Genomic DNA, 17351 nt, shown 5'->3' with positions numbered 1-17351 from the left:
CTCTGGGTCACGGAGTTTTTCCGGTCCCATGAGCGCTGTCATTGAAGTCATGAAGCCGTCGCGGCTGTGCACCCTCCTGGTTTCGGGGGTTCATGCCGCGGCGGCTTTGTCTTTCCTGCTGCTGCCGGATGCCGTCCGGCACGTCTGGGGATGGCCGGTCTGGGGATTGCTGCTGGTGTCGCTGGGGTGGCAGATCCACCGGCGGAAGTCGGGCATCCGTCGTCTGGCCTTGCAGGAGGATGGAGGGCTGTGCCTGGAGCCGGGCTTGTCTGGCGAGCGGACGGTTGGGTTGCTGCCGTCCTCGGTGGTGCTTGAGCGCGTGCTCTGGCTAGTCTGGCAGGAGGAGGGGCGACGTGTGGCGATGGTGTTGTTTGCCGACCAGCTTCTCCCGGGGGATTGGCGGCAGCTGCAGCGCTGGGCCCGTCTGCGGGGCCCTGCCCGGTTCGGCGTGGAGCCGGCACCGGGCAGGGGGGGAATCAGCTCCGTCCGCGACCCGGCTTGAGGACCGTGTCCCGGGCGCGGGGCAGGGTCTGCGGGTAATCACGGCTGAAGTGCAGGCCGCGGCTTTCCTTGCGCTTGAGAGCACTGCGGACGATCAACTCGGCGGTCAGGACCAGGTTGCGCAACTCGATGAGGTCGTTGGAGATCCGGAAATTGCTGTAGAACTCCTCGATTTCCCGGGTCAGCAGGCGGATCCGGTGCTGGGCGCGCTGCAGGCGCTTGTTGGTGCGCACGATGCCCACGTAGTCCCACATGAAGCGCCGCAGCTCGTCCCAGTTGTGGGAGATCACGATGGCTTCGTCCGAGTCGGTGACCCTGCTCTCGTCCCACTGGGGCAGAGTGTCGGGCAGTTCGCGCGGGGTGCCGGCGATATCGTGGGCTGCCGCTTCGCCATACACCACGCATTCGAGCAGCGAGTTGCTGGCCAGGCGGTTGGCGCCGTGCAGGCCTGTGCAGGCCGATTCGCCGACGGCGTAGAGGCCGGCCACTCCGGTGCGTGCCTGCAGGTCGGTCACGATGCCGCCACAGGAGTAGTGGGCGGCGGGCACGACCGGGATCGGCTGGCGCGTGATGTCGATGCCCAGCTCTGCACAGCGGGCCAGGATGTTGGGGAAGTGCTCTTCCAGGAAGGCCGCGGGCTTGTGGCTGATGTCCAGGAAGACGCAGTCGAGGCCGTGTTTCTTCATCTCGAAGTCGATGGCGCGGGCGACCACGTCACGGGGGGCAAGCTCTTCCCGGGAGTCGTGCTCCGGCATGAAGCGGCTGCCGTCAGGGCGGCGCAGCAGGCCGCCTTCGCCGCGCACGGCCTCGGAGATCAGGAAGGATTTGGCCTGCGGGTGGTACAGGCAGGTGGGGTGGAACTGGATGAACTCCATGTTCGCCACCTGGCAGCCCGCTCGCCAGGCCATCGCCACACCGTCGCCGGTGGCGGTGTCAGGGTTGGTGGTGTACAGGTAGACCTTGCCGGTGCCGCCGGTAGCCAGCACGGTGTGACGTGCGGCAAAGGTGACCACCTCGTCCCTGGCGATATCGAGCACGTAGGCGCCGAGGCAGCCCTGGTCGGGGCGACCGATCTTGTCGCCGATGATCAGGTCGACAGCGATGTGCTGCTCGAAGATCGTGATGTTCGGATGGGCCCGGACCTGCTCGGTGAGGGTGGCCTGTACGGCGGCACCAGTGGCGTCCGCCACGTGGATTACGCGCCGGTGGCCGTGGCCACCTTCCCGGGTGAGGTGGTAGCCGATTGCCGAGCTGGCGTCGGTGGTGAAGGGGACGCCATGGTCGATCAGCCAGCGGATCGCCCGCGGGCCGTTCTCGACCACGAAGCGCGTGGCGCTGTCGGAGCACAGGCCGACACCGGCGGTGTGGGTATCGGCTACGTGGGCATCGGTGCTGTCGGCCGGGTCCAGCACGGCGGCAATTCCACCTTGGGCCCATGCGCTGGCGCTGTCTTCGAGGGAGCGTTTGGTGACCAGGGCAACCTTGTGGGTATCGGCGAGGCGGAGAGCGATGGATTGTCCGGCAAGGCCACTGCCCAGGATGAGGACATCGAAAGCGGTCACTTCAGGGGGGTGCCGCAAAGGGCAATATTACGAAGCGGCGACTATAGCATGGGCCATCCGGCCGACCGAAGCACGCAAGACCCCTTCGGCGACTGAACTATACGCAGGCGGCAGAGTCTAGAAGACACTTTGGCGAGGAAAGCGGGGCTCTCGCGGTATACTCCGCGGTCGGTGGCCGGTCCGGTCACGGCAACAAAGGTTTACATTCCCCGACCATGAGTGATCGCGAAATTGACCAGCAACTGGTCGAGCGTGTGCAACGAGGCGACAAGCAGGCTTTTGGCCTGCTTGTGACCAAGTATCAGCGCAAGCTCGCCCGGCTACTGTCGAGATTGATCCGGGATCCCGCCGAAGTGGAGGATGTTGCCCAGGAAACGTTCATCAAGGCTTATCGGGCCCTGCCGTCGTTCCGGGGGGACAGCGCGTTCTATACATGGCTCTACCGGATAGGGATCAATACCGCCAAGAATTACCTCGTATCCCAGGGCAGGCGTGCGCCCACATCCACGGATTTCGACTCCGAGGAGGCGGAAACCTTCGAGGAGGGCGATCAGCTCCGTGACATCAACACGCCCGAGCGGCTCCTCATGACCAAGCAGATCGGTGAGACGGTCAATGTGGCCATGGAAGCGCTGCCTGAAGAATTGAGAACGGCGATCGTGCTGCGAGAGATCGAAGGTTTGAGTTACGAAGAGATCGCCACGATCATGGAGTGCCCGATCGGCACGGTTCGTTCGCGGATTTTCCGCGCACGGGAAGCTATTTCCGAGAAGCTCAAGCCGTTGCTCGATACGGCTCCGAACAAGAGGTGGTAAGACGATGAAAGAGAAAGTTTCTGCCCTGCTGGATGGCGCCCTTGATGAGATGGCATCCGCGCGCATGCTGGATACCCTCCGACGGGATCCGGCCCTGCGCCGGGACTGGGAGCGCTACAGCCTCATCGGGGATGTGATGCGGGACGAGCCCGTCCTGTCCGCCGATTTCACCAGCCGCCTGATGGCCGAGCTGGAGCAGGAGCCGACAGTTCTTGCGCCGGTCCGCACCGAGAGCCGCAACAACTGGGTACGTCACCTGATGCCCATCGCGGCGTCTGTGATGGGCGCCGCGGCAGTGGGTTGGGTTGCCATGATGCTCAATGGCGGTGGTGCCACTCCGGCGCCGTCCCTGGCCGCCGTCAAGGCGCCGGTCCCGGCAGTGGCGGCGGTTGATCCGGCCGTGTCGGCCCGGCTGGCGTCGGCCAGCGCGGAGCCTTCCGAGCGGGAATATCTGATTGCCCATCAGGCCATGGCGCCCTCGGCGGCCATGCCAGGAGTGGCCTATTACGTACGTTCCGTTTCCGACACGCGGATGGCCGGCGAACGATGAAGCGCTTCCTGTGCTTTCTGGCACTGTGCTGGGCCTGTGTGGGTGCTGCGCTGGCACAGGTCCCCACTGATCCGCTCAGCTGGCTGGGGCGTATCTCCAGCGCAGCTCACCGGCTCAATTACACCGGCACCTTCACCTACCAGAGCGGCAAGCACGTCGAGACTTCGCGGATCACCCACATGGTGGATGCCGGCGGTGAGTACGAGAAGCTCGAAGCGCTCGATGGCAGTCCCCGTGAAGTGGTGCGCAACAACGATGAAGTGCAGTGTTTCCTTCCCGAGCAGAAGCTGCTGATCGTCGATCAGTTCGGTGCCCGTCGCAGTTTTCCGGCCCGTCTGCCCCAGTCTCCCAGCGCCCTGGCCGAGCACTACCGCATCCGCAAGGGTGATGTGGCCCGCATCGCAGGCATGGAGAGCCAGCAGATCATCCTGGAACCCAAGGATGACCTGCGCTTCGGCCATCACCTGTGGGCCGACATGGCCTCCGGGCTGCTGTTGCGGGCGCGGCTGGTCGGCGAGAAGGGCGACAGCATCGAGCAGTTCGTGTTCACCGAAGTGCAGATCGGCGCTCCGATCGACAGGGACAAGCTCAAGCCGCGATTCACCAGCTCGCCGGACTGGAAGGTAGTGAATGCGCGTGGCAGCGATGTGAAGATCGAGGACATCGGCTGGGTCTTCCGCAACAGCATTCCGGGCTTCCGCCAGGTCGTGTCGGTGGCCCGCCAGGTCCGCAAGGACAGGGGCGATGCCTACCACGTGGTCTTTTCCGACGGGCTGGCCGCCATCTCGGTGTTCATCGAGCACGAGTCGGGCAAGGGCACCGTGCAGAGCGGACTGAGCACCTCGGGATCCTTCAACATCTTCCGTCGCGTGGTGGCGGAGCACCGTATCACCGTGCTGGGTGAAGTGCCGGCCCAGGCGCTGGTCCGCATTGCTGACGGTATCGAGCAGCGCAGGCGGTGATGCGGGTGACGGGGGTGGTCCGGCGTCTCGAGGCTGATGATGCCTGGGTGGATGTGGCGGTGAGTGGCGGCTGTGGCCGTTGCAACGAGCCGGGCGGCTGCGGTGGAGTCAATATCGCGCGCCCCCTGGCCTTGTCGTCCAGGAGTGTGCGGGTCGCCAATCACATCCAGGCCAGACCGGGCGATACCGTGGCCGTGGTGGTTGATGATGGCGTTCCCCTGCGTGCCGCGCTGCTGGCCTATGGCTGGCCGGTTCTGGGTGTCATTGTCGGCGCGGCGGCCGGAACACTGATGGCTTCGCCGGGGCAGGGCGACCTGCTGGCGGCTGTCGGCGCCGTTGGAGGCGGCCTGGCGGCCGGCCTGGCCGGGCGGGCCCGGAGCCGCAGGCAGGACGCCCCGCAGCTGCGCCTGGAGCGGGCCGATTTGACTGTAAGCGGAGGGTGTTCCCGATGAGTGTGCGGGTCTTCAGACAATACCTTGCCGCCTTTTTCTTTCTTGTCGCCGCATTGTCCGCGATGGCGCGGGATCTGCCCGACATCGCCGGCCTGGCCGAGAGGCAGGGCCTGGCGGTTGTCAATATCAGCTCCACCCAGGCGGTCAAGGCGGCACGTTCCGGGGTGCCGAACATGGACGAGGATGACCCCATGTTCGATTTCTTCCGCCGCTTCATTCCCCGCCATCCCTCGGTGCCGCGTGGCGAGCCCGATAACCGCTCCCTTGGTTCGGGTTTCATCGTCTCCAGCGATGGCTATGTGCTGACCAATGCCCACGTGGTGGACGGCGCCGACGAGATCATCGTCAAGCTCACCGACAAGCGCGAGTTCCGGGCCCGGGTGATGGGGGCCGATCCGCGCACCGACGTGGCCCTGCTGAAGATCGACGCGGCGGGGCTGCCCCGGGTTGTGCTCGGAGACCCGAACAAGCTGAGGGTAGGAGACTGGGTGGTGGCCATCGGGTCGCCCTTTGGCTTCGAGAATTCCGTGACGGCCGGTATCGTCAGTGCGAAGGGGCGCTCCCTGCCGCAGGAGAATTTCGTGCCCTTCATCCAGACCGATGTGGCCATCAATCCGGGCAATTCCGGAGGTCCGCTATTTAACATGAAGGGCGAGGTGGTGGGGATCAACTCGCAGATCTACAGCCGCACCGGTGGCTTCATGGGCTTGTCCTTCGCCATCCCAATCGATGTGGCGATGGACGTGCAGAACCAGCTGCGCGCCAGCGGGCGGGTCCAGCGCGGACGCATCGGCGTGGCGATCCAGGAAGTGTCCCGCGAGCTGGCTGACAGCTTCAAATTGAGCAAACCGGTAGGTGCCCTGGTCAGTTCGGTGGAGAAAGGCAGCCCGGCAGACAAGGCCGGCTTCGAGCAGGGCGACATCGTGCTGGCATTCGATGGCAGGCCGGTCTCAGTGTCGTCCGACCTGCCGCGCATCGTGGGTGCCACCCGGCCGGGCCACAAGGTGGCAGTGCAGGTATGGCGGCGCGGGGTGGCAAAGGATCTGAGCGTGGTTGTGGCCGAGCTGCCCGATGACAAGCAGAAGAAAGTCGTGTCGCGCGCTCCCCGGCCTGAGCCGGCTGCCGCCAACAAGCTGGGCATCACCGTCGTGGAGCCGAATGCGGAGCAGCGCAAGGACGGCCGCTTCGGTAATGGCGGCGTGGTGGTGGACACCCTGCGGAGTGCCTCCGCACGTGCCTCCGAGATCCAGTCTGGCGACGGCATCCTGGCGCTGGTCAGCAAGGGCGTGCGCACCGATATCCGCTCTGTGGACCAGTTCAACCGCGTGGTAGCCGGCCTCGAGTCCGGCCAGAGCGTGACCCTGCTGGTGGCGCGCGGCGACTTCCAGACCTTCGTGCCGGTGCGTACCCTTGAGCGCTGAACGGCAACTGACCGTACTGAGCCGGGAGTGGTGCCATCTATGCCACGATCTGATCGAGGCGCTCAAGCCCCTGCAGGCGGAGTTCGGCTTCGGCCTGCAGGTGGTGGATGTGGATGCGGATGAAGCCCTCGAGGCACGCTGGAACGAACTGGTGCCCGTGTTGCTCGAAGGCGAGGTGGAGATCTGCCACCATTTCCTCGACGAGGGCGCCGTTCGTGCTCATTTCCAGCGTATCGGTTAGAATCCAAGTCTTTGCCGGCAAACAAAATTTATCAGGGTGCCCTTCGGCACCCTTTTTCATGGCTCATATGAAACAACTCCCGCTCTCACTGTGTTCACTGCCCTCCATCGGGGTGTCGGTGCCCTTGAGACGGCTCGGCGCGTACTGATATGCAACACATCCGAAATTTCTCGATCATCGCCCACATCGACCACGGTAAATCCACCCTGGCCGACCGGATCATCCAGCTCTGTGGCGGCCTCTCCTCGCGGGAAATGGAAGCCCAGGTGCTTGACTCGATGGACATCGAGCGCGAGCGCGGCATCACCATCAAGGCCCAGACGGCGGCGCTCAGCTACCGCGCCCGGAATGGCGAGATCTACAACCTGAACCTCATCGACACCCCGGGCCACGTGGACTTCTCCTACGAGGTGTCCCGTTCGCTGGCGGCCTGCGAGGGTGGCCTGCTGGTGGTGGATGCCTCCCAGGGCGTCGAGGCCCAGACTGTCGCCAACTGCTACACGGCCCTCGACCAGGGCGTCGAGGTGGTGCCGGTGCTCAACAAGATGGACCTGCCGCAGGCCAATCCGGAGGGGGCCAAGCAGGAAATCGAGGACGTCATCGGCATCGACGCGACCGACGCCATCCCCTGCTCCGCCAAGACCGGCATGGGCGTGGAGGACATCCTTGAAGCCGTGATCGCGCGCATCCCGGCGCCCAAGGGCGACCCCGATGCGCCGCTGAAGGCCCTGATCATCGACTCCTGGTTCGACAACTACGTCGGTGTGGTGATGCTGGTGCGCGTGGTGGATGGGGTGCTGAAGCCCAAGGACAGGATCATGTTCATGTCCACCGGCGTGCAGCAGCTGTGCGAGCAGGTCGGTGTGTTCACGCCCAAGTCCCAGCAGCGCGAAACCCTGTCGGCAGGGCAGGTGGGTTTCATCATCGCCGGCATCAAGGAACTGAAGTCGGCGAAGGTGGGGGACACCATCACCCTGGCCAACCGCAAGGCGGAAGAGCCCCTGGCCGGCTTCAAGGAGATCAAGCCCCAGGTGTTCGCCGGCCTCTACCCGGTGGAGTCCAACGAATACGACCAGCTGCGTGAGTCTCTCGAAAAGCTGCGCCTCAACGACGCCTCCCTGCAGTTCGAGCCGGAAGTCTCCCAGGCCCTGGGCTTCGGCTTCCGCTGCGGTTTTCTCGGTCTGCTGCACATGGAAATCGTGCAGGAGCGCCTGGAGCGGGAGTTCGACATGAACCTCATCACCACGGCGCCCACCGTGGTGTACGAAGTCCTGATGAAGGACGGCGTCGTCGAGCAGATCTCCAACCCGTCCCGCTTGCCCGACCTGTCGAAGATCGATGAAGTGCGCGAGCCCATCATCAAGGCCACTATCTTCCTGCCCCAGGAGTATGTCGGTTCGGTGATCACCCTGTGTAACCAGAAGCGCGGTTCCCAGGTGGACATGCTGTATCACGGCCGCCAGGTGCAGCTGGTCTACGACATGCCCATGAACGAAGTGGTCATGGACTTCTTCGACAAGCTGAAGTCCGTGTCCCGGGGCTATGCCTCTCTCGACTACGAGTTCAAGGAATACCGGGCCGCCGACCTGGTCAAGCTCGACGTGCTGGTGTCCAGCGAGAAGGTCGATGCCCTGTCGATCATCGTGCATCGGGCCAACTCCCAGTATCGCGGCCGCGAACTGGTCGCCAAGCTGCGCGAGCTGATCCCGCGCCAGATGTTCGACGTGGCCATCCAGGCCGCCATCGGCTCCAACATCGTGGCTCGTGAAACCATCAAGGCCTTGCGCAAGAACGTGCTGGCCAAGTGCTACGGCGGCGACATCACGCGGAAGAAGAAGCTCCTCGAGAAGCAGAAGGAGGGCAAGAAGCGGATGAAGCAGGTCGGCAACGTCGAGATTCCGCAGGAGGCCTTCCTGGCCGTGCTGCGGGTGGATGAAGGTAAATAAGCCGGCGGTGCCGGCTCCAGGAGTGAGCGCGTGAATTTTGCCTTGATACTTTTCGTCCTGCTGGTGGCCAGCGGCGTGCTGTGGGCGCTGGACCATTTCGTGGCCAGCAGGCGCCGTTCGGTTGGAGCCAAGTCACCGTGGTGGGTGGAGTATGGCGCCAGCTTTTTCCCGGTGATCCTGGTGGTGTTCTGCCTGCGCTCCTTTGTCGTTGAGCCCTTCAAGATTCCGTCGGGCTCGATGATCCCGACCCTGCTGGTGGGCGACTTCATCCTGGTCAACAAATGGACTTACGGCATCCGCCTGCCGGTGATCAACAAGAAGATCATCGAGGTGAATCAGCCCAAGCGCGGGGATGTGATGGTCTTCCGCTTCCCGGGTGATCCATCCCTCGACTACATCAAGCGGGTGGTCGGCCTGCCCGGTGACAAGGTCGAATACATCGACAAGAAGCTCACCATCAATGGGCAGGCGATGTCTCAGAAGGAGGCCGGTGATTACCTCCACGCCGATCGCCTCTATTACTCCAGTCGCTTCACCGAGAAGCTGGGCGACGTGGAGCACAACATCATCACTGACAAGGACGCCCCTGCCTTCGTGTCCCAGGTGACGCCCTACGCCTTCCGCGAGAACTGCACCTATACTAGCCGTGGCGTGTCCTGCACCGTGCCGCAGGGGCACTACTTCATGATGGGTGACAACCGCGACGGCAGCTTCGACAGCCGTGGTTGGGGCTTCGTCCCGGAGCAGAACATTGTTGGCAAGGCCTTCTTCATCTGGTTCAATTTCAGCGATCTGAAACGCATAGGCAGCTTCCACTAATCATGACACGTAAAAGTCAGGCCGGCCTCAGTCTCATCGGAACCATGTTCGTCGGGGTGGTGCTGGCGGCCGTCGTGCTGCTGGGCCTCAAGCTGATCCCCGTGGCCAGTGAGTTCTTCGGCGTCAAGCGCGCCATCGCGGCCGTGGCCGCCGCCGCCGATCCCCAGACCGCCACCGTGCCCCAGCTGCGCATGGCGTTTTCCAAGCGTGCCCTGGTGGATGAGATCACCAGCGTCAGCGCCACCGACCTGGACATCACCAAGGAAAACGGCCAGATCGTCATCTCGGTGGACTACAGCCGCAAGGTGCCCCTGTTCTCCGGCGTGAGCCTGTTGTTCGATCTGTCGGCGAGCAGCGCCGGCAGTGCCGTCAAATGAAACTCGAAGGATTGCAGCGGGCCATCGGCTATCGCTTCACCCGCCCGGAGTTGCTGAGCCAGGCGCTGACCCATCGCAGCTTCGGGTCGCCCCACAACGAGCGCCTCGAGTTTCTTGGCGACAGCGTGCTCAACTGCGTCACCGCCATCGCCCTGTTCGATCGCTTCAACGACCTGCGCGAGGGCGACCTGTCCCGCCTGCGGGCCAACCTCGTGCGCCAGGAGGCCTTGCACCGGGTGGCAGACAGCCTTCACCTGGGGGATTACCTGAACCTGGGCGAGGGCGAACTGAAGAGCGGTGGTCATCGCCGTCCGTCCATCCTGGCCGATGCCCTAGAGGCGATCTTCGCGGCGGTGTACCTGGATGCGGGTTTCGAGGCGGCCCGCTCGGTGATCGACCGGCTGTATGCCCCGGCGCTGGCCGAACTCGATCCGGCCCGCGCCCTCAAGGACCCCAAGACCGCCCTGCAGGAATGGCTGCAGGGGCGGCGCATGCCCTTGCCCCGTTACAGCCTCGCGGCGACCCGGGGCGAGGCCCACCAGCAGGAATTCGAGGTCGAGTGCGAGATCGCCGGCCTTGGCCTCAAGACCCGCGGCAACGGCGTCAGTCGCCGTGCCGCCGAACAGCAGTCCGCCCAGCGGGCGCTGGAACTCCTTCCCAAGCAATGACCGAATTCAATACTCCTGGCGACCAGCCTGCCCGTACCGGCTTTGTCGCCATCGTCGGCCGTCCCAACGTCGGCAAGTCGACCCTGCTCAACCGCCTGATCGGCCAGAAGATCAGCATCGTCTCCCGCAAGGCCCAGACCACCCGGCACCGGGTGACCGGGGTGCTCACCGAGGGGGCGGCCCAGTTCATCTTCGTGGATACGCCGGGCTTTCAGACCCGCCACAAGAACGCCCTCAACCGGGCCATGAACCGCACCGTCACCCAAGTGCTGGCCGACGTGGACCTGGTGCTCTTCGTGATCGAGAGCGGCCGCTACGGCCCCGACGACGAACAGGTGGTCAAGCTGCTGCCAGAGGGCGCCAAGGTCATCCTGGTGATCAACAAGGTTGACCTGCTGGAGGACAAGGCGCGTCTGCTGCCCTTCCTGCAGAAGATGAGCGCCGTCTACCCGTTTGCCGAGATCGTGCCGGTGAGCGCCGAAAAGGGCCGCAATACCGACCAGCTGGTGAAGGCTGCCGAGCCCTACCTGCCGGAAGGCGAGTGGATCTTCGACCAGGACGACATCACCGACCGCAGTGAGCGCTTCCTGGCCGCCGAGTTCATCCGCGAGAAGCTGTTCCGCCAGCTTGGCGAGGAGCTGCCCTACGGCATGACCGTCGAGATCGAGAAGTTCGAGGCAGAGGCCGGCCTGCGCCGCATCCACGCGGCGGTGATCGTCGACAAGTCTGCCCACAAGGCCATGGTCATCGGCAAGGGGGGCGAACGTCTCAAGCGGATCGGCACCGAAGCCCGCCTCGAGATGGAAAAACTGTTCGACTCCAAGGTCTTCCTGGAGGTGTGGGTCAAGGTCAAGAGTGGCTGGGCCGATGACGAGCGCGCCATCAAGAGCCTCGGCTACGAGTAATCCCACGGAAAGAAGCGCCCGGTGAGCGTCAGGCAGCGGGTCGACCAGCAGCCGGGCTTCGTGCTGCACACCTATCCCTACCGCGAGACCAGCCTGATCGTCGAGGTCTTCAGCCGCGACCATGGCCGGATCGGCCTGGTGGCCAAGGGCGCCCGGCGCCCCATGTCCCAGTTGCGGGGCGTGCTGATGGCCTTTCAGCCCCTCTTCATCGACTGGAGCGGCGGCGGCGAGATGAAGACCCTGGTGCGCGCCGAATGGCAGGGCGGACAGCCTCTGCTGGGCGGTCAGGCGCTCCTCTGTGCCTACTACCTCAACGAATTGCTGATGCGCCTGCTGCCCCGCGAGGATGCCCATCCGGCGCTCTACCGGGCCTACGGCGAAGCCCTGCGCGCGCTTGCCGACGACGAGTCGCGGGAGTTCGTGCTGCGTCGCTTCGAGCTAGCCATGCTGCAGGAACTGGGCTACGGCCTGGAGCTCGAGTCCGACTGCGACGGACGGCCCATCCGGCCCGACTCGCGCTACGCCTATATAATCGAGCGCGGTGCGGTGCCCCTGGACGAATACGGCGTTGGCGACGACAGCTCGGTGGTTGCTGGCCAGACCCTGCTCGACATGGCCCATGGCGAATTCCGCAACCCGGAATCCCTGGCCGGCAGCAAGGCTCTGATGCGCCGCCTGATCCAGCATTACCTTGGCGGGCAGGTGCTCCAGTCCCGCCGCGTCTTCACCGAATTGCTAGCCTATCCCGGAGAGAGCTCTTGATCGAACTCGGCGTTAACATCGACCACGTCGCCACCCTGCGCCAGGCCCGCCGCACCTGGGAACCCGATCCCTGCTGGGCCGCCGTCGAGGCCCACCTCGGCGGCGCCGACGGCATCACCGTGCATCTGCGCGAAGACCGTCGCCACATCCAGGACGCGGACGTGCGCAAGCTGAGCGAGCTGACCCAGATCAAGCTCAACCTCGAGATGGCGGCCACCGACGAGATGGTCGGCATCGCCTGCTGCATCCGCCCGCAGATGGCCATGTTCGTGCCGGAGGGGCGCCACGAGGTGACCACCGAAGGCGGGCTCGACATCGTTTCCCAGGAGGCCCGCCTGAAGGACGCGGTGGCCCGTCTGGCGGAGCATGGCATCACCGTCAGCGTCTTCATCGACGCCGAGCTGGCCCAGGTGGAGGCCGCGGCGCGCATCGGCGCCCGGGTGTGCGAGATCCACACCGGCCCCTATGCCCACGTTTTCCATGGCGCAGGGCGGGATGCCGAGAGCCCCGCGGTGCTCGCCGAGGTGGCCAAGATCCGCGCTGCGGGCACGGCCATCCGTCAGTTGGGCATGCGCTTCAATGCCGGTCATGCCCTCAATTACTACAACGTCCAGCCGATTGCCCGCCTGCCGGGGATCCGCGAGCTGCACATCGGCCACTCCATCGTCAGCCGTTCGGTGTTCACTGGCCTGCGCGAGGCGGTGCGCGAGATGAAGCGCCTGATGCGCGAGGCCGCCGAGCAGGGCGACGTGGCGTGATCCACGGGGTCGGCACCGACATCGTGCGGGTCGCCCGCATGGACGAGGCGCTGGCCCGCCACGGGGAGCGCTTCGCCTGGCGCATCCTGCACGAGCAGGAGCGCGAGGCCTTCAGCGCGTCGCGCATGCCGGGCCGCTTCCTGGCCAAACGCTTTGCCGCCAAGGAGGCCTTCGGCAAGGCCCTCGGCACCGGCGTGGCCGCGCCGGCCACCCTGCACGCGGTGCGCGTGGGTCACGACGCCCTTGGCAAACCCCTGTTCGAATATGCCCCGGAGCTGGAGGATTACCTCCGGAAGCGGGGTCTTGCCGCCCATCTCAGCCTGTCCGACGAGACCGACTACGTCGTCGCCTTTGCCGTCATCGAGAAGCCATGAAGCCATCCCACGCCCTGCCGGGCCCCGTCATGCTCGACGTGGCCGGCCACGAACTCAGCGCCGAGGAGCGGGACGTCCTGCAGCATCCCCTGGTGGGCGGCGTCATCCTGTTCGCCCGCAATTATGCGGAACCGGAGCAGCTGCGCGCCCTGACCACTGCGATCCGCACGGCGCGGCCGGAACTCATCATCTCGGTGGACCATGAAGGCGGCCGGGTACAGCGCTTCCGCGACGGCTTCACCCGTCTGCCGGCCATGCGGCGCCTGGGCGAGGCCTGGGCGCTGGACCCGGCCTTCGGCAAGTCCTGCGCCCGCCAGGCCGGGCTGGTGCTGGCGGCCGAGCTGCGGGCCCATGGGGTGGACCTCAGCTACGCGCCGGTGCTCGACCTGGACTACGGCGTCAGCAGCGTGATCGGTGACCGCGCCTTCCACCGGGAGCCCGCGGTGGCCACGGAGCTGGCCCGGGAAGTCATCGCCGGCCTGGCCCAGGCCGGCCTGCGTGCAGTCGGCAAACATTTTCCGGGTCACGGCGCCGTGGAGGCTGATTCCCATGTGGCCATTCCCGTGGACGGGCGCGGCTTCGATGCGGTGTGGGCCGAAGACATCGTGCCCTTCCGCCTGCTGGCGGGCGAGCTGGGCGGGGTGATGCCGGCCCACGTCATCTTCGAGCACATCGACGCCCGGCCGGCGGGTTTCTCGCCGTTCTGGCTGCAGGATGTGCTGCGCGGCCGCCTGGGCTTCCGGGGGGTGATCTTCAGCGATGACCTGACCATGGAAGGCGCCAGCGTGGCGGGCGGCATACGCGAGCGGGCTGCGGCGGCACATGGCGCGGGCTGCGACATGGTGCTGGTGTGCAACCGCCCCGAGCTGGCCATCGAACTGCTGGACCGCTGGCGCCCGGAGGTGGGTGCCGACAGCCAGGCGCGCATCCACGCCCTGCGGCCGAAGCCCGGCAGTGCGCCGACGGATCCGCAGACCCTGGCCGGCTGGGCGACGTACACCGACGCCCGCGACGCCCTCCGTTCCCTCGCCTGAGCCGGGCGCACCAGCGTGGCCTTCGACGCCAAAGCCTTCCTGCGCACCCTCACCGAGGAGCCCGGGGTCTATCGCATGATCGGTGCCGACGAGACGGTGCTTTACGTCGGCAAGGCCAAGAACCTCAAGCGGCGGGTGTCCTCGTATTTCCAGCGCACCCAGCTCAGCCCGCGCATCGCCATCATGGTGGGGCAGGTAGAGCGGGTGGATACCACGGCGACCCGCTCCGAGGCCGAGGCCCTGATCCTCGAGAACAACCTCATCAAGAGTCTCGGGCCGAAGTACAACATCCTGTTCCGGGACGACAAGTCCTATCCCTACATCGCCCTGTCGGGCGGGGATTTTCCGCAGATCTACTACCACCGGGGCGGCTTCCGGAAAGGTGTGCGCTACTTCGGGCCCTTCCCCAACTCCTGGGCGGTGCGCGAGAGCCTGCACCTGATGCAGAAGATCTTCCGCCTGCGCACCTGTGAGGACACCACCTTCGCCAACCGTTCGCGGCCCTGCCTGCTGCACCAGATCCAGCGCTGTACCGGGCCCTGCGTGGGCCTGATCGACAAGGAGGCCTACGCCGCCGATGTGCAGCTCGCCAGCCTGTTCCTCAACGGCCGTCATGGCGACGTGGTGGATGATCTGTCGCGACGCATGCAGGCGGCCTCCGATGCCCTGGCCTTCGAGAAGGCCGTGGTGTACCGGGACCAGATCCGCAACCTGCAGGCGGTGCTGCACAAGCAGTTCGTCGAAAGCGCCAAGGACGAGGACGTGGACGTGCTGGCCGCGGTGGAGCAGGGCGGCGCGGTGTGCGTCAACCTGGCGATGATCCGCGGTGGCCGCCACCTGGGCGACCGGCCCCTGTTCCCCAGCAACGCCCAGGGCTGCACGCCGCTGGATGCGCTGGTGGCCTTCGTCGAGCAGCACTACCTGGAGCAGCCCCTGCCCGGGAAGATCCTGGTCAACCTCGAGCCCGGAGCTGTCCGCGAAGCCCTGGAGGCGCTCGTAGAAGGCAAGGCGCCGGTCATGGCCGCCCGCTACGAGAACGAGCGCGCCTGGATGGGCATGGCCGAGAACAATGCCAGCCTGGCCCTGCTGGCCCGGGAGCAGACCTCGTCCCGCGGCGAACAGCGCCTGGAGGCCTTGCGCGACGCCCTGGGCCTGGCCGAGACGCCGGGCCGCATCGAGTGCTTCGACATCTCCCACACCATGGGCGAGGCCACCGTAGCCTCCTGTGTGGTGTGGGATGACAAGGCCATGAAGAAGTCCGAATACCGCCGCTACAACATCGCCGGCATCACCGAGGGCGATGACTACGCCGCCATGCGCCAGGCGCTGACCCGGCGCTACGAAAAGGTGGCGGCCGGGGAGGGGGTGCGTCCCGACCTCATCCTGATCGACGGTGGCAAGGGCCAGATGGGCGTGGCCAGGGAGGTGCTGGCCGAGCTCGGGCTGGACATCATGATGTTCGGCGTGGCCAAGGGCGAGAGCCGCAAGCCGGGGCTCGAGGAGCTGGTCTTTCCCGACGGGCGGGAGCCGGTGCATATGCGCCCCGATGCGCCGGCCCTGCACCTGATCCAGGAAATCCGCGACGAGGCCCACCGCTTTGCCATCACCGGCCACCGGGCGCGCCGCGCCAAGGCCCGCAACACTTCGCGCCTGGAAGACATTGCCGGGGTCGGCCCGACCCGCCGCCGCAAGCTGCTGGCCGCCTTTGGCGGAATGGAAGGTGTGCGGAATGCCACGGTCGAGGACTTGTGCCGTGTGGAAGGCATCAACCGGCATCTCGCCGAACAGATATACAATGCCTTGCGATAGCCCGCGAACGCCGACATGCCCCTCAATATTCCCAACACCCTGACCTGGGCGAGAATCGCCCTGATCCCCTTTTTCGTCGGCATCTATTACGTCCCCGATCACGTCATGCTGGCCGAGGACAAGAACCTGATCGCCACACTCACCTTCGTCACCGCGGCCGTCACCGACTGGTTCGACGGCTACCTGGCGCGCAGCCTGGGGCAGACCTCCGCCTTCGGCGCCTTCCTCGATCCCGTCGCCGACAAGCTGATGGTGGCGGCCGCGCTGATCGTGCTGGTGCACCTGGGGCGGGTGGATTCCCTCATCGCCCTGGTCATCATCGGCCGCGAGATCACCATCTCGGCGCTGCGCGAATGGATGGCCAAGGTGGGGGCGGCGGGCAGCGTGGCGGTGGCCTTCGTCGGCAAGCTCAAGACTGCCGCGCAGATGTCGGCGATCCCCCTGCTGCTCATCCAGTCGCCGGTGCTGGGTATGGACAGTGTCGTCCTGGGCACCGTATTGATCTATGTGGCCGCGGTGCTGACCCTCTGGTCGATGGGCTACTACATGCGCTGCGCTTGGCCGGAGCTGATGAAGCGGAGTCGCTGATCTGATCTTTGGCTTGACAGACTCAATTTTTTGTCTATAATGACGGTCTTCCAAGCGGCAGTAGCTCAGTTGGTAGAGCGCAACCTTGCCAAGGTTGAGGTCGAGAGTTCGAGACTCTTCTGCCGCTCCAGGTTTTAAGGGGAAGCATCGCTTCCCCTCTTGATTTACGGCGCGATAGCAAAGCGGTTATGCACCGGATTGCAAATCCGTGTAGGTCGGTTCGACTCCGGCTCGCGCCTCCAGGTGTAGAACAAAGCGGCAGTAGCTCAGTTGGTAGAGCGCAACCTTGCCAAGGTTGAGGTCGAGAGTTCGAGACTCTTCTGCCGCTCCAGAATGCGACGGGGAAAACGATGATTCGAAAGAATCCGTTTTCCCCGTTTTGTTTTGTGGTGCCCTCTGCTTTTTCCTTCTGCCAGCCCGACCCCTCTCTGGTGCGCTGTCGCACGGCTGCAAGCAGTCTGTCGTCAGTATGTCACGAGCGTGTCCCAGGATTGTTTCCATCGCCGGGCTCCGGCAGGAGAACATCCATGACCCGTATCTTTGATCTGTTAGCCCGCAAGCTCTGCCACTCGCTGTTCGGGCCCGACACGGCGGCCTTCCTGCTTGATGATCCGTGGCAGGCGACGCTGTTCGTTCCCGACATGAGCACTGACGGGCCGGGTGCCTGTCCGGAGTTTTCCGACGTGCTGCCCGGTTGCGGGGAGTTCCTGCGCGGCTGAAGACGGCCTGCCTCGGGCTGGATTTAGTATCATCCCCGCCTCTGCCGGCCTGTGTGCCGGCGCCGGGCATCTGAAGGGCGGGGGCGAG

General features: G+C 65.3%; 20 protein-coding genes and 3 tRNA genes. 22 read left to right on the top strand and 1 reads right to left on the bottom strand.

What is annotated here, in order from left to right; translation table 11 throughout:
* Positions 1 to 28 precede the first annotated feature (28 nt).
* Positions 29 to 502 (top strand): protein YgfX, encoded by a 474-nt coding sequence (locus HHL15_RS03505; protein WP_169144439.1) that lies wholly within the window; start codon positions 29 to 31, stop codon positions 500 to 502.
* Here HHL15_RS03505 and nadB read toward each other — a convergent pair.
* Positions 477 to 2063 (bottom strand): L-aspartate oxidase, encoded by a 1587-nt coding sequence (gene nadB / locus HHL15_RS03500; RefSeq protein ID WP_169144438.1) that lies wholly within the window; start codon positions 2061 to 2063, stop codon positions 477 to 479. The two genes, HHL15_RS03505 and nadB, sit on opposite strands and share 26 nt — an antisense overlap.
* A 215-nt stretch (positions 2064 to 2278) precedes the next feature.
* Here nadB and rpoE point away from each other — a divergent pair, with 215 nt between their 5' ends.
* The 21 genes from rpoE to HHL15_RS03395 all read left to right on the top strand — a co-directional run bounded on the left by rpoE (position 2279) and on the right by HHL15_RS03395 (position 17263).
* Entirely contained in the window at positions 2279 to 2878 is a 600-nt protein-coding gene (gene rpoE, locus HHL15_RS03495; protein ID WP_169144437.1) for an RNA polymerase sigma factor RpoE, read from the top strand.
* 4 nt (positions 2879 to 2882) lie between these two features.
* Positions 2883 to 3428: a sigma-E factor negative regulatory protein gene (locus tag HHL15_RS03490; RefSeq protein ID WP_169144436.1), complete on the top strand. Its 546-nt coding sequence runs from the start codon at positions 2883 to 2885 to the stop codon at positions 3426 to 3428.
* Entirely contained in the window at positions 3425 to 4390 is a 966-nt protein-coding gene (locus tag HHL15_RS03485; RefSeq protein ID WP_169144435.1) for a MucB/RseB C-terminal domain-containing protein, read from the top strand. The genes HHL15_RS03490 and HHL15_RS03485 overlap by 4 nt, the downstream gene beginning before the upstream one ends.
* Positions 4390 to 4842, top strand: a complete 453-nt coding sequence (locus HHL15_RS03480) for a SoxR reducing system RseC family protein (protein WP_235943226.1) — start codon at positions 4390 to 4392, stop codon at positions 4840 to 4842. Before HHL15_RS03485 ends, HHL15_RS03480 begins: the two co-directional genes overlap by 1 nt.
* Before the next feature lie 62 nt (positions 4843 to 4904).
* Entirely contained in the window at positions 4905 to 6263 is a 1359-nt protein-coding gene (locus tag HHL15_RS03475; protein ID WP_235943209.1) for a DegQ family serine endoprotease, read from the top strand.
* Positions 6253 to 6504, top strand: a complete 252-nt coding sequence (locus tag HHL15_RS03470) for a glutaredoxin family protein (protein WP_169144432.1) — start codon at positions 6253 to 6255, stop codon at positions 6502 to 6504. Before HHL15_RS03475 ends, HHL15_RS03470 begins: the two co-directional genes overlap by 11 nt.
* Positions 6505 to 6653: 149 nt before the next feature.
* Positions 6654 to 8450: a translation elongation factor 4 gene (gene lepA / locus HHL15_RS03465; RefSeq protein ID WP_169144431.1), complete on the top strand. Its 1797-nt coding sequence runs from the start codon at positions 6654 to 6656 to the stop codon at positions 8448 to 8450.
* Positions 8451 to 8480: 30 nt separating this feature from the next.
* Positions 8481 to 9269: a signal peptidase I gene (gene lepB / locus HHL15_RS03460; RefSeq protein ID WP_169144430.1), complete on the top strand. Its 789-nt coding sequence runs from the start codon at positions 8481 to 8483 to the stop codon at positions 9267 to 9269.
* A gap of 2 nt (positions 9270 to 9271) precedes the next feature.
* Positions 9272 to 9646: a DUF4845 domain-containing protein gene (locus HHL15_RS03455; RefSeq protein ID WP_169144429.1), complete on the top strand. Its 375-nt coding sequence runs from the start codon at positions 9272 to 9274 to the stop codon at positions 9644 to 9646.
* On the top strand, positions 9643 to 10314 hold the full coding sequence (gene rnc / locus HHL15_RS03450; RefSeq protein ID WP_169144428.1) for a ribonuclease III: 672 nt from the start codon (positions 9643 to 9645) through the stop codon (positions 10312 to 10314). The genes HHL15_RS03455 and rnc overlap by 4 nt, the downstream gene beginning before the upstream one ends.
* A complete protein-coding gene (era, locus tag HHL15_RS03445; RefSeq protein ID WP_169144427.1) occupies positions 10311 to 11219 on the top strand; it encodes a GTPase Era in 909 nt (302 codons plus the stop codon). Before rnc ends, era begins: the two co-directional genes overlap by 4 nt.
* A gap of 21 nt (positions 11220 to 11240) precedes the next feature.
* A complete protein-coding gene (gene recO, locus HHL15_RS03440; RefSeq protein ID WP_169144426.1) occupies positions 11241 to 11981 on the top strand; it encodes a DNA repair protein RecO in 741 nt (246 codons plus the stop codon).
* Complete coding sequence (locus tag HHL15_RS03435; protein ID WP_169144425.1) at positions 11978 to 12739, top strand: pyridoxine 5'-phosphate synthase; 762 nt, start codon at positions 11978 to 11980, stop codon at positions 12737 to 12739. The genes recO and HHL15_RS03435 overlap by 4 nt, the downstream gene beginning before the upstream one ends.
* Positions 12736 to 13113 carry a holo-ACP synthase gene (gene acpS, locus HHL15_RS03430; RefSeq protein WP_169144424.1) on the top strand — a complete coding sequence of 126 codons (378 nt, stop codon included), beginning with the start codon at positions 12736 to 12738 and terminating at the stop codon, positions 13111 to 13113. The genes HHL15_RS03435 and acpS overlap by 4 nt, the downstream gene beginning before the upstream one ends.
* Positions 13110 to 14147 (top strand): beta-N-acetylhexosaminidase, encoded by a 1038-nt coding sequence (gene nagZ, locus HHL15_RS03425; RefSeq protein ID WP_235943208.1) that lies wholly within the window; start codon positions 13110 to 13112, stop codon positions 14145 to 14147. Before acpS ends, nagZ begins: the two co-directional genes overlap by 4 nt.
* Before the next feature lie 75 nt (positions 14148 to 14222).
* Positions 14223 to 15956: an excinuclease ABC subunit UvrC gene (gene uvrC / locus HHL15_RS03420; protein ID WP_235943225.1), complete on the top strand. Its 1734-nt coding sequence runs from the start codon at positions 14223 to 14225 to the stop codon at positions 15954 to 15956.
* A 15-nt stretch (positions 15957 to 15971) separates the two neighbouring features.
* Entirely contained in the window at positions 15972 to 16544 is a 573-nt protein-coding gene (pgsA, locus tag HHL15_RS03415) for a CDP-diacylglycerol--glycerol-3-phosphate 3-phosphatidyltransferase (protein ID WP_169144422.1), read from the top strand.
* Positions 16545 to 16598: 54 nt separating this feature from the next.
* Positions 16599 to 16674 (top strand) — tRNA-Gly (locus tag HHL15_RS03410).
* A 38-nt stretch (positions 16675 to 16712) separates the two neighbouring features.
* A tRNA-Cys gene (locus tag HHL15_RS03405) sits at positions 16713 to 16786 on the top strand.
* Positions 16787 to 16799: 13 nt separating this feature from the next.
* Positions 16800 to 16875, top strand: a tRNA-Gly gene (locus HHL15_RS03400).
* Between the two features lie 196 nt (positions 16876 to 17071).
* Positions 17072 to 17263, top strand: coding sequence for a hypothetical protein (locus HHL15_RS03395; protein WP_169144421.1), 192 nt, complete (start codon positions 17072 to 17074; stop codon positions 17261 to 17263).
* Positions 17264 to 17351: the final 88 nt, after the last annotated feature.

It is taken from the genome of Zoogloea dura, from assembly GCF_012927165.1.
GTDB classification, from domain to species: domain Bacteria; phylum Pseudomonadota; class Gammaproteobacteria; order Burkholderiales; family Rhodocyclaceae; genus Zoogloea; species Zoogloea dura.
This window is presented reverse-complemented; position numbering and strand designations above follow the sequence as displayed.

Excerpts from the sequence above, each read along its gene's own strand:
- HHL15_RS03505 (WP_169144439.1), top strand. The coding sequence starts at position 29 with ATGAGCGCTGTCATTGAAGTCATGAAGCCGTCGCGGCTGTGCACCCTC.
- rpoE (WP_169144437.1), top strand. The coding sequence starts at position 2,279 with ATGAGTGATCGCGAAATTGACCAGCAACTGGTCGAGCGTGTGCAACGA.
- HHL15_RS03490 (WP_169144436.1), top strand. The coding sequence starts at position 2,883 with ATGAAAGAGAAAGTTTCTGCCCTGCTGGATGGCGCCCTTGATGAGATG.
- HHL15_RS03485 (WP_169144435.1), top strand. The coding sequence starts at position 3,425 with ATGAAGCGCTTCCTGTGCTTTCTGGCACTGTGCTGGGCCTGTGTGGGT.
- HHL15_RS03480 (WP_235943226.1), top strand. The coding sequence starts at position 4,390 with ATGCGGGTGACGGGGGTGGTCCGGCGTCTCGAGGCTGATGATGCCTGG.
- HHL15_RS03475 (WP_235943209.1), top strand. The coding sequence starts at position 4,905 with ATGGCGCGGGATCTGCCCGACATCGCCGGCCTGGCCGAGAGGCAGGGC.
- lepA (WP_169144431.1), top strand. The coding sequence starts at position 6,654 with ATGCAACACATCCGAAATTTCTCGATCATCGCCCACATCGACCACGGT.
- HHL15_RS03455 (WP_169144429.1), top strand. The coding sequence starts at position 9,272 with ATGACACGTAAAAGTCAGGCCGGCCTCAGTCTCATCGGAACCATGTTC.
- rnc (WP_169144428.1), top strand. The coding sequence starts at position 9,643 with ATGAAACTCGAAGGATTGCAGCGGGCCATCGGCTATCGCTTCACCCGC.
- era (WP_169144427.1), top strand. The coding sequence starts at position 10,311 with ATGACCGAATTCAATACTCCTGGCGACCAGCCTGCCCGTACCGGCTTT.
- nagZ (WP_235943208.1), top strand. The coding sequence starts at position 13,110 with ATGAAGCCATCCCACGCCCTGCCGGGCCCCGTCATGCTCGACGTGGCC.
- uvrC (WP_235943225.1), top strand. The coding sequence starts at position 14,223 with ATGATCGGTGCCGACGAGACGGTGCTTTACGTCGGCAAGGCCAAGAAC.
- pgsA (WP_169144422.1), top strand. The coding sequence starts at position 15,972 with ATGCCCCTCAATATTCCCAACACCCTGACCTGGGCGAGAATCGCCCTG.
- HHL15_RS03395 (WP_169144421.1), top strand. The coding sequence starts at position 17,072 with ATGACCCGTATCTTTGATCTGTTAGCCCGCAAGCTCTGCCACTCGCTG.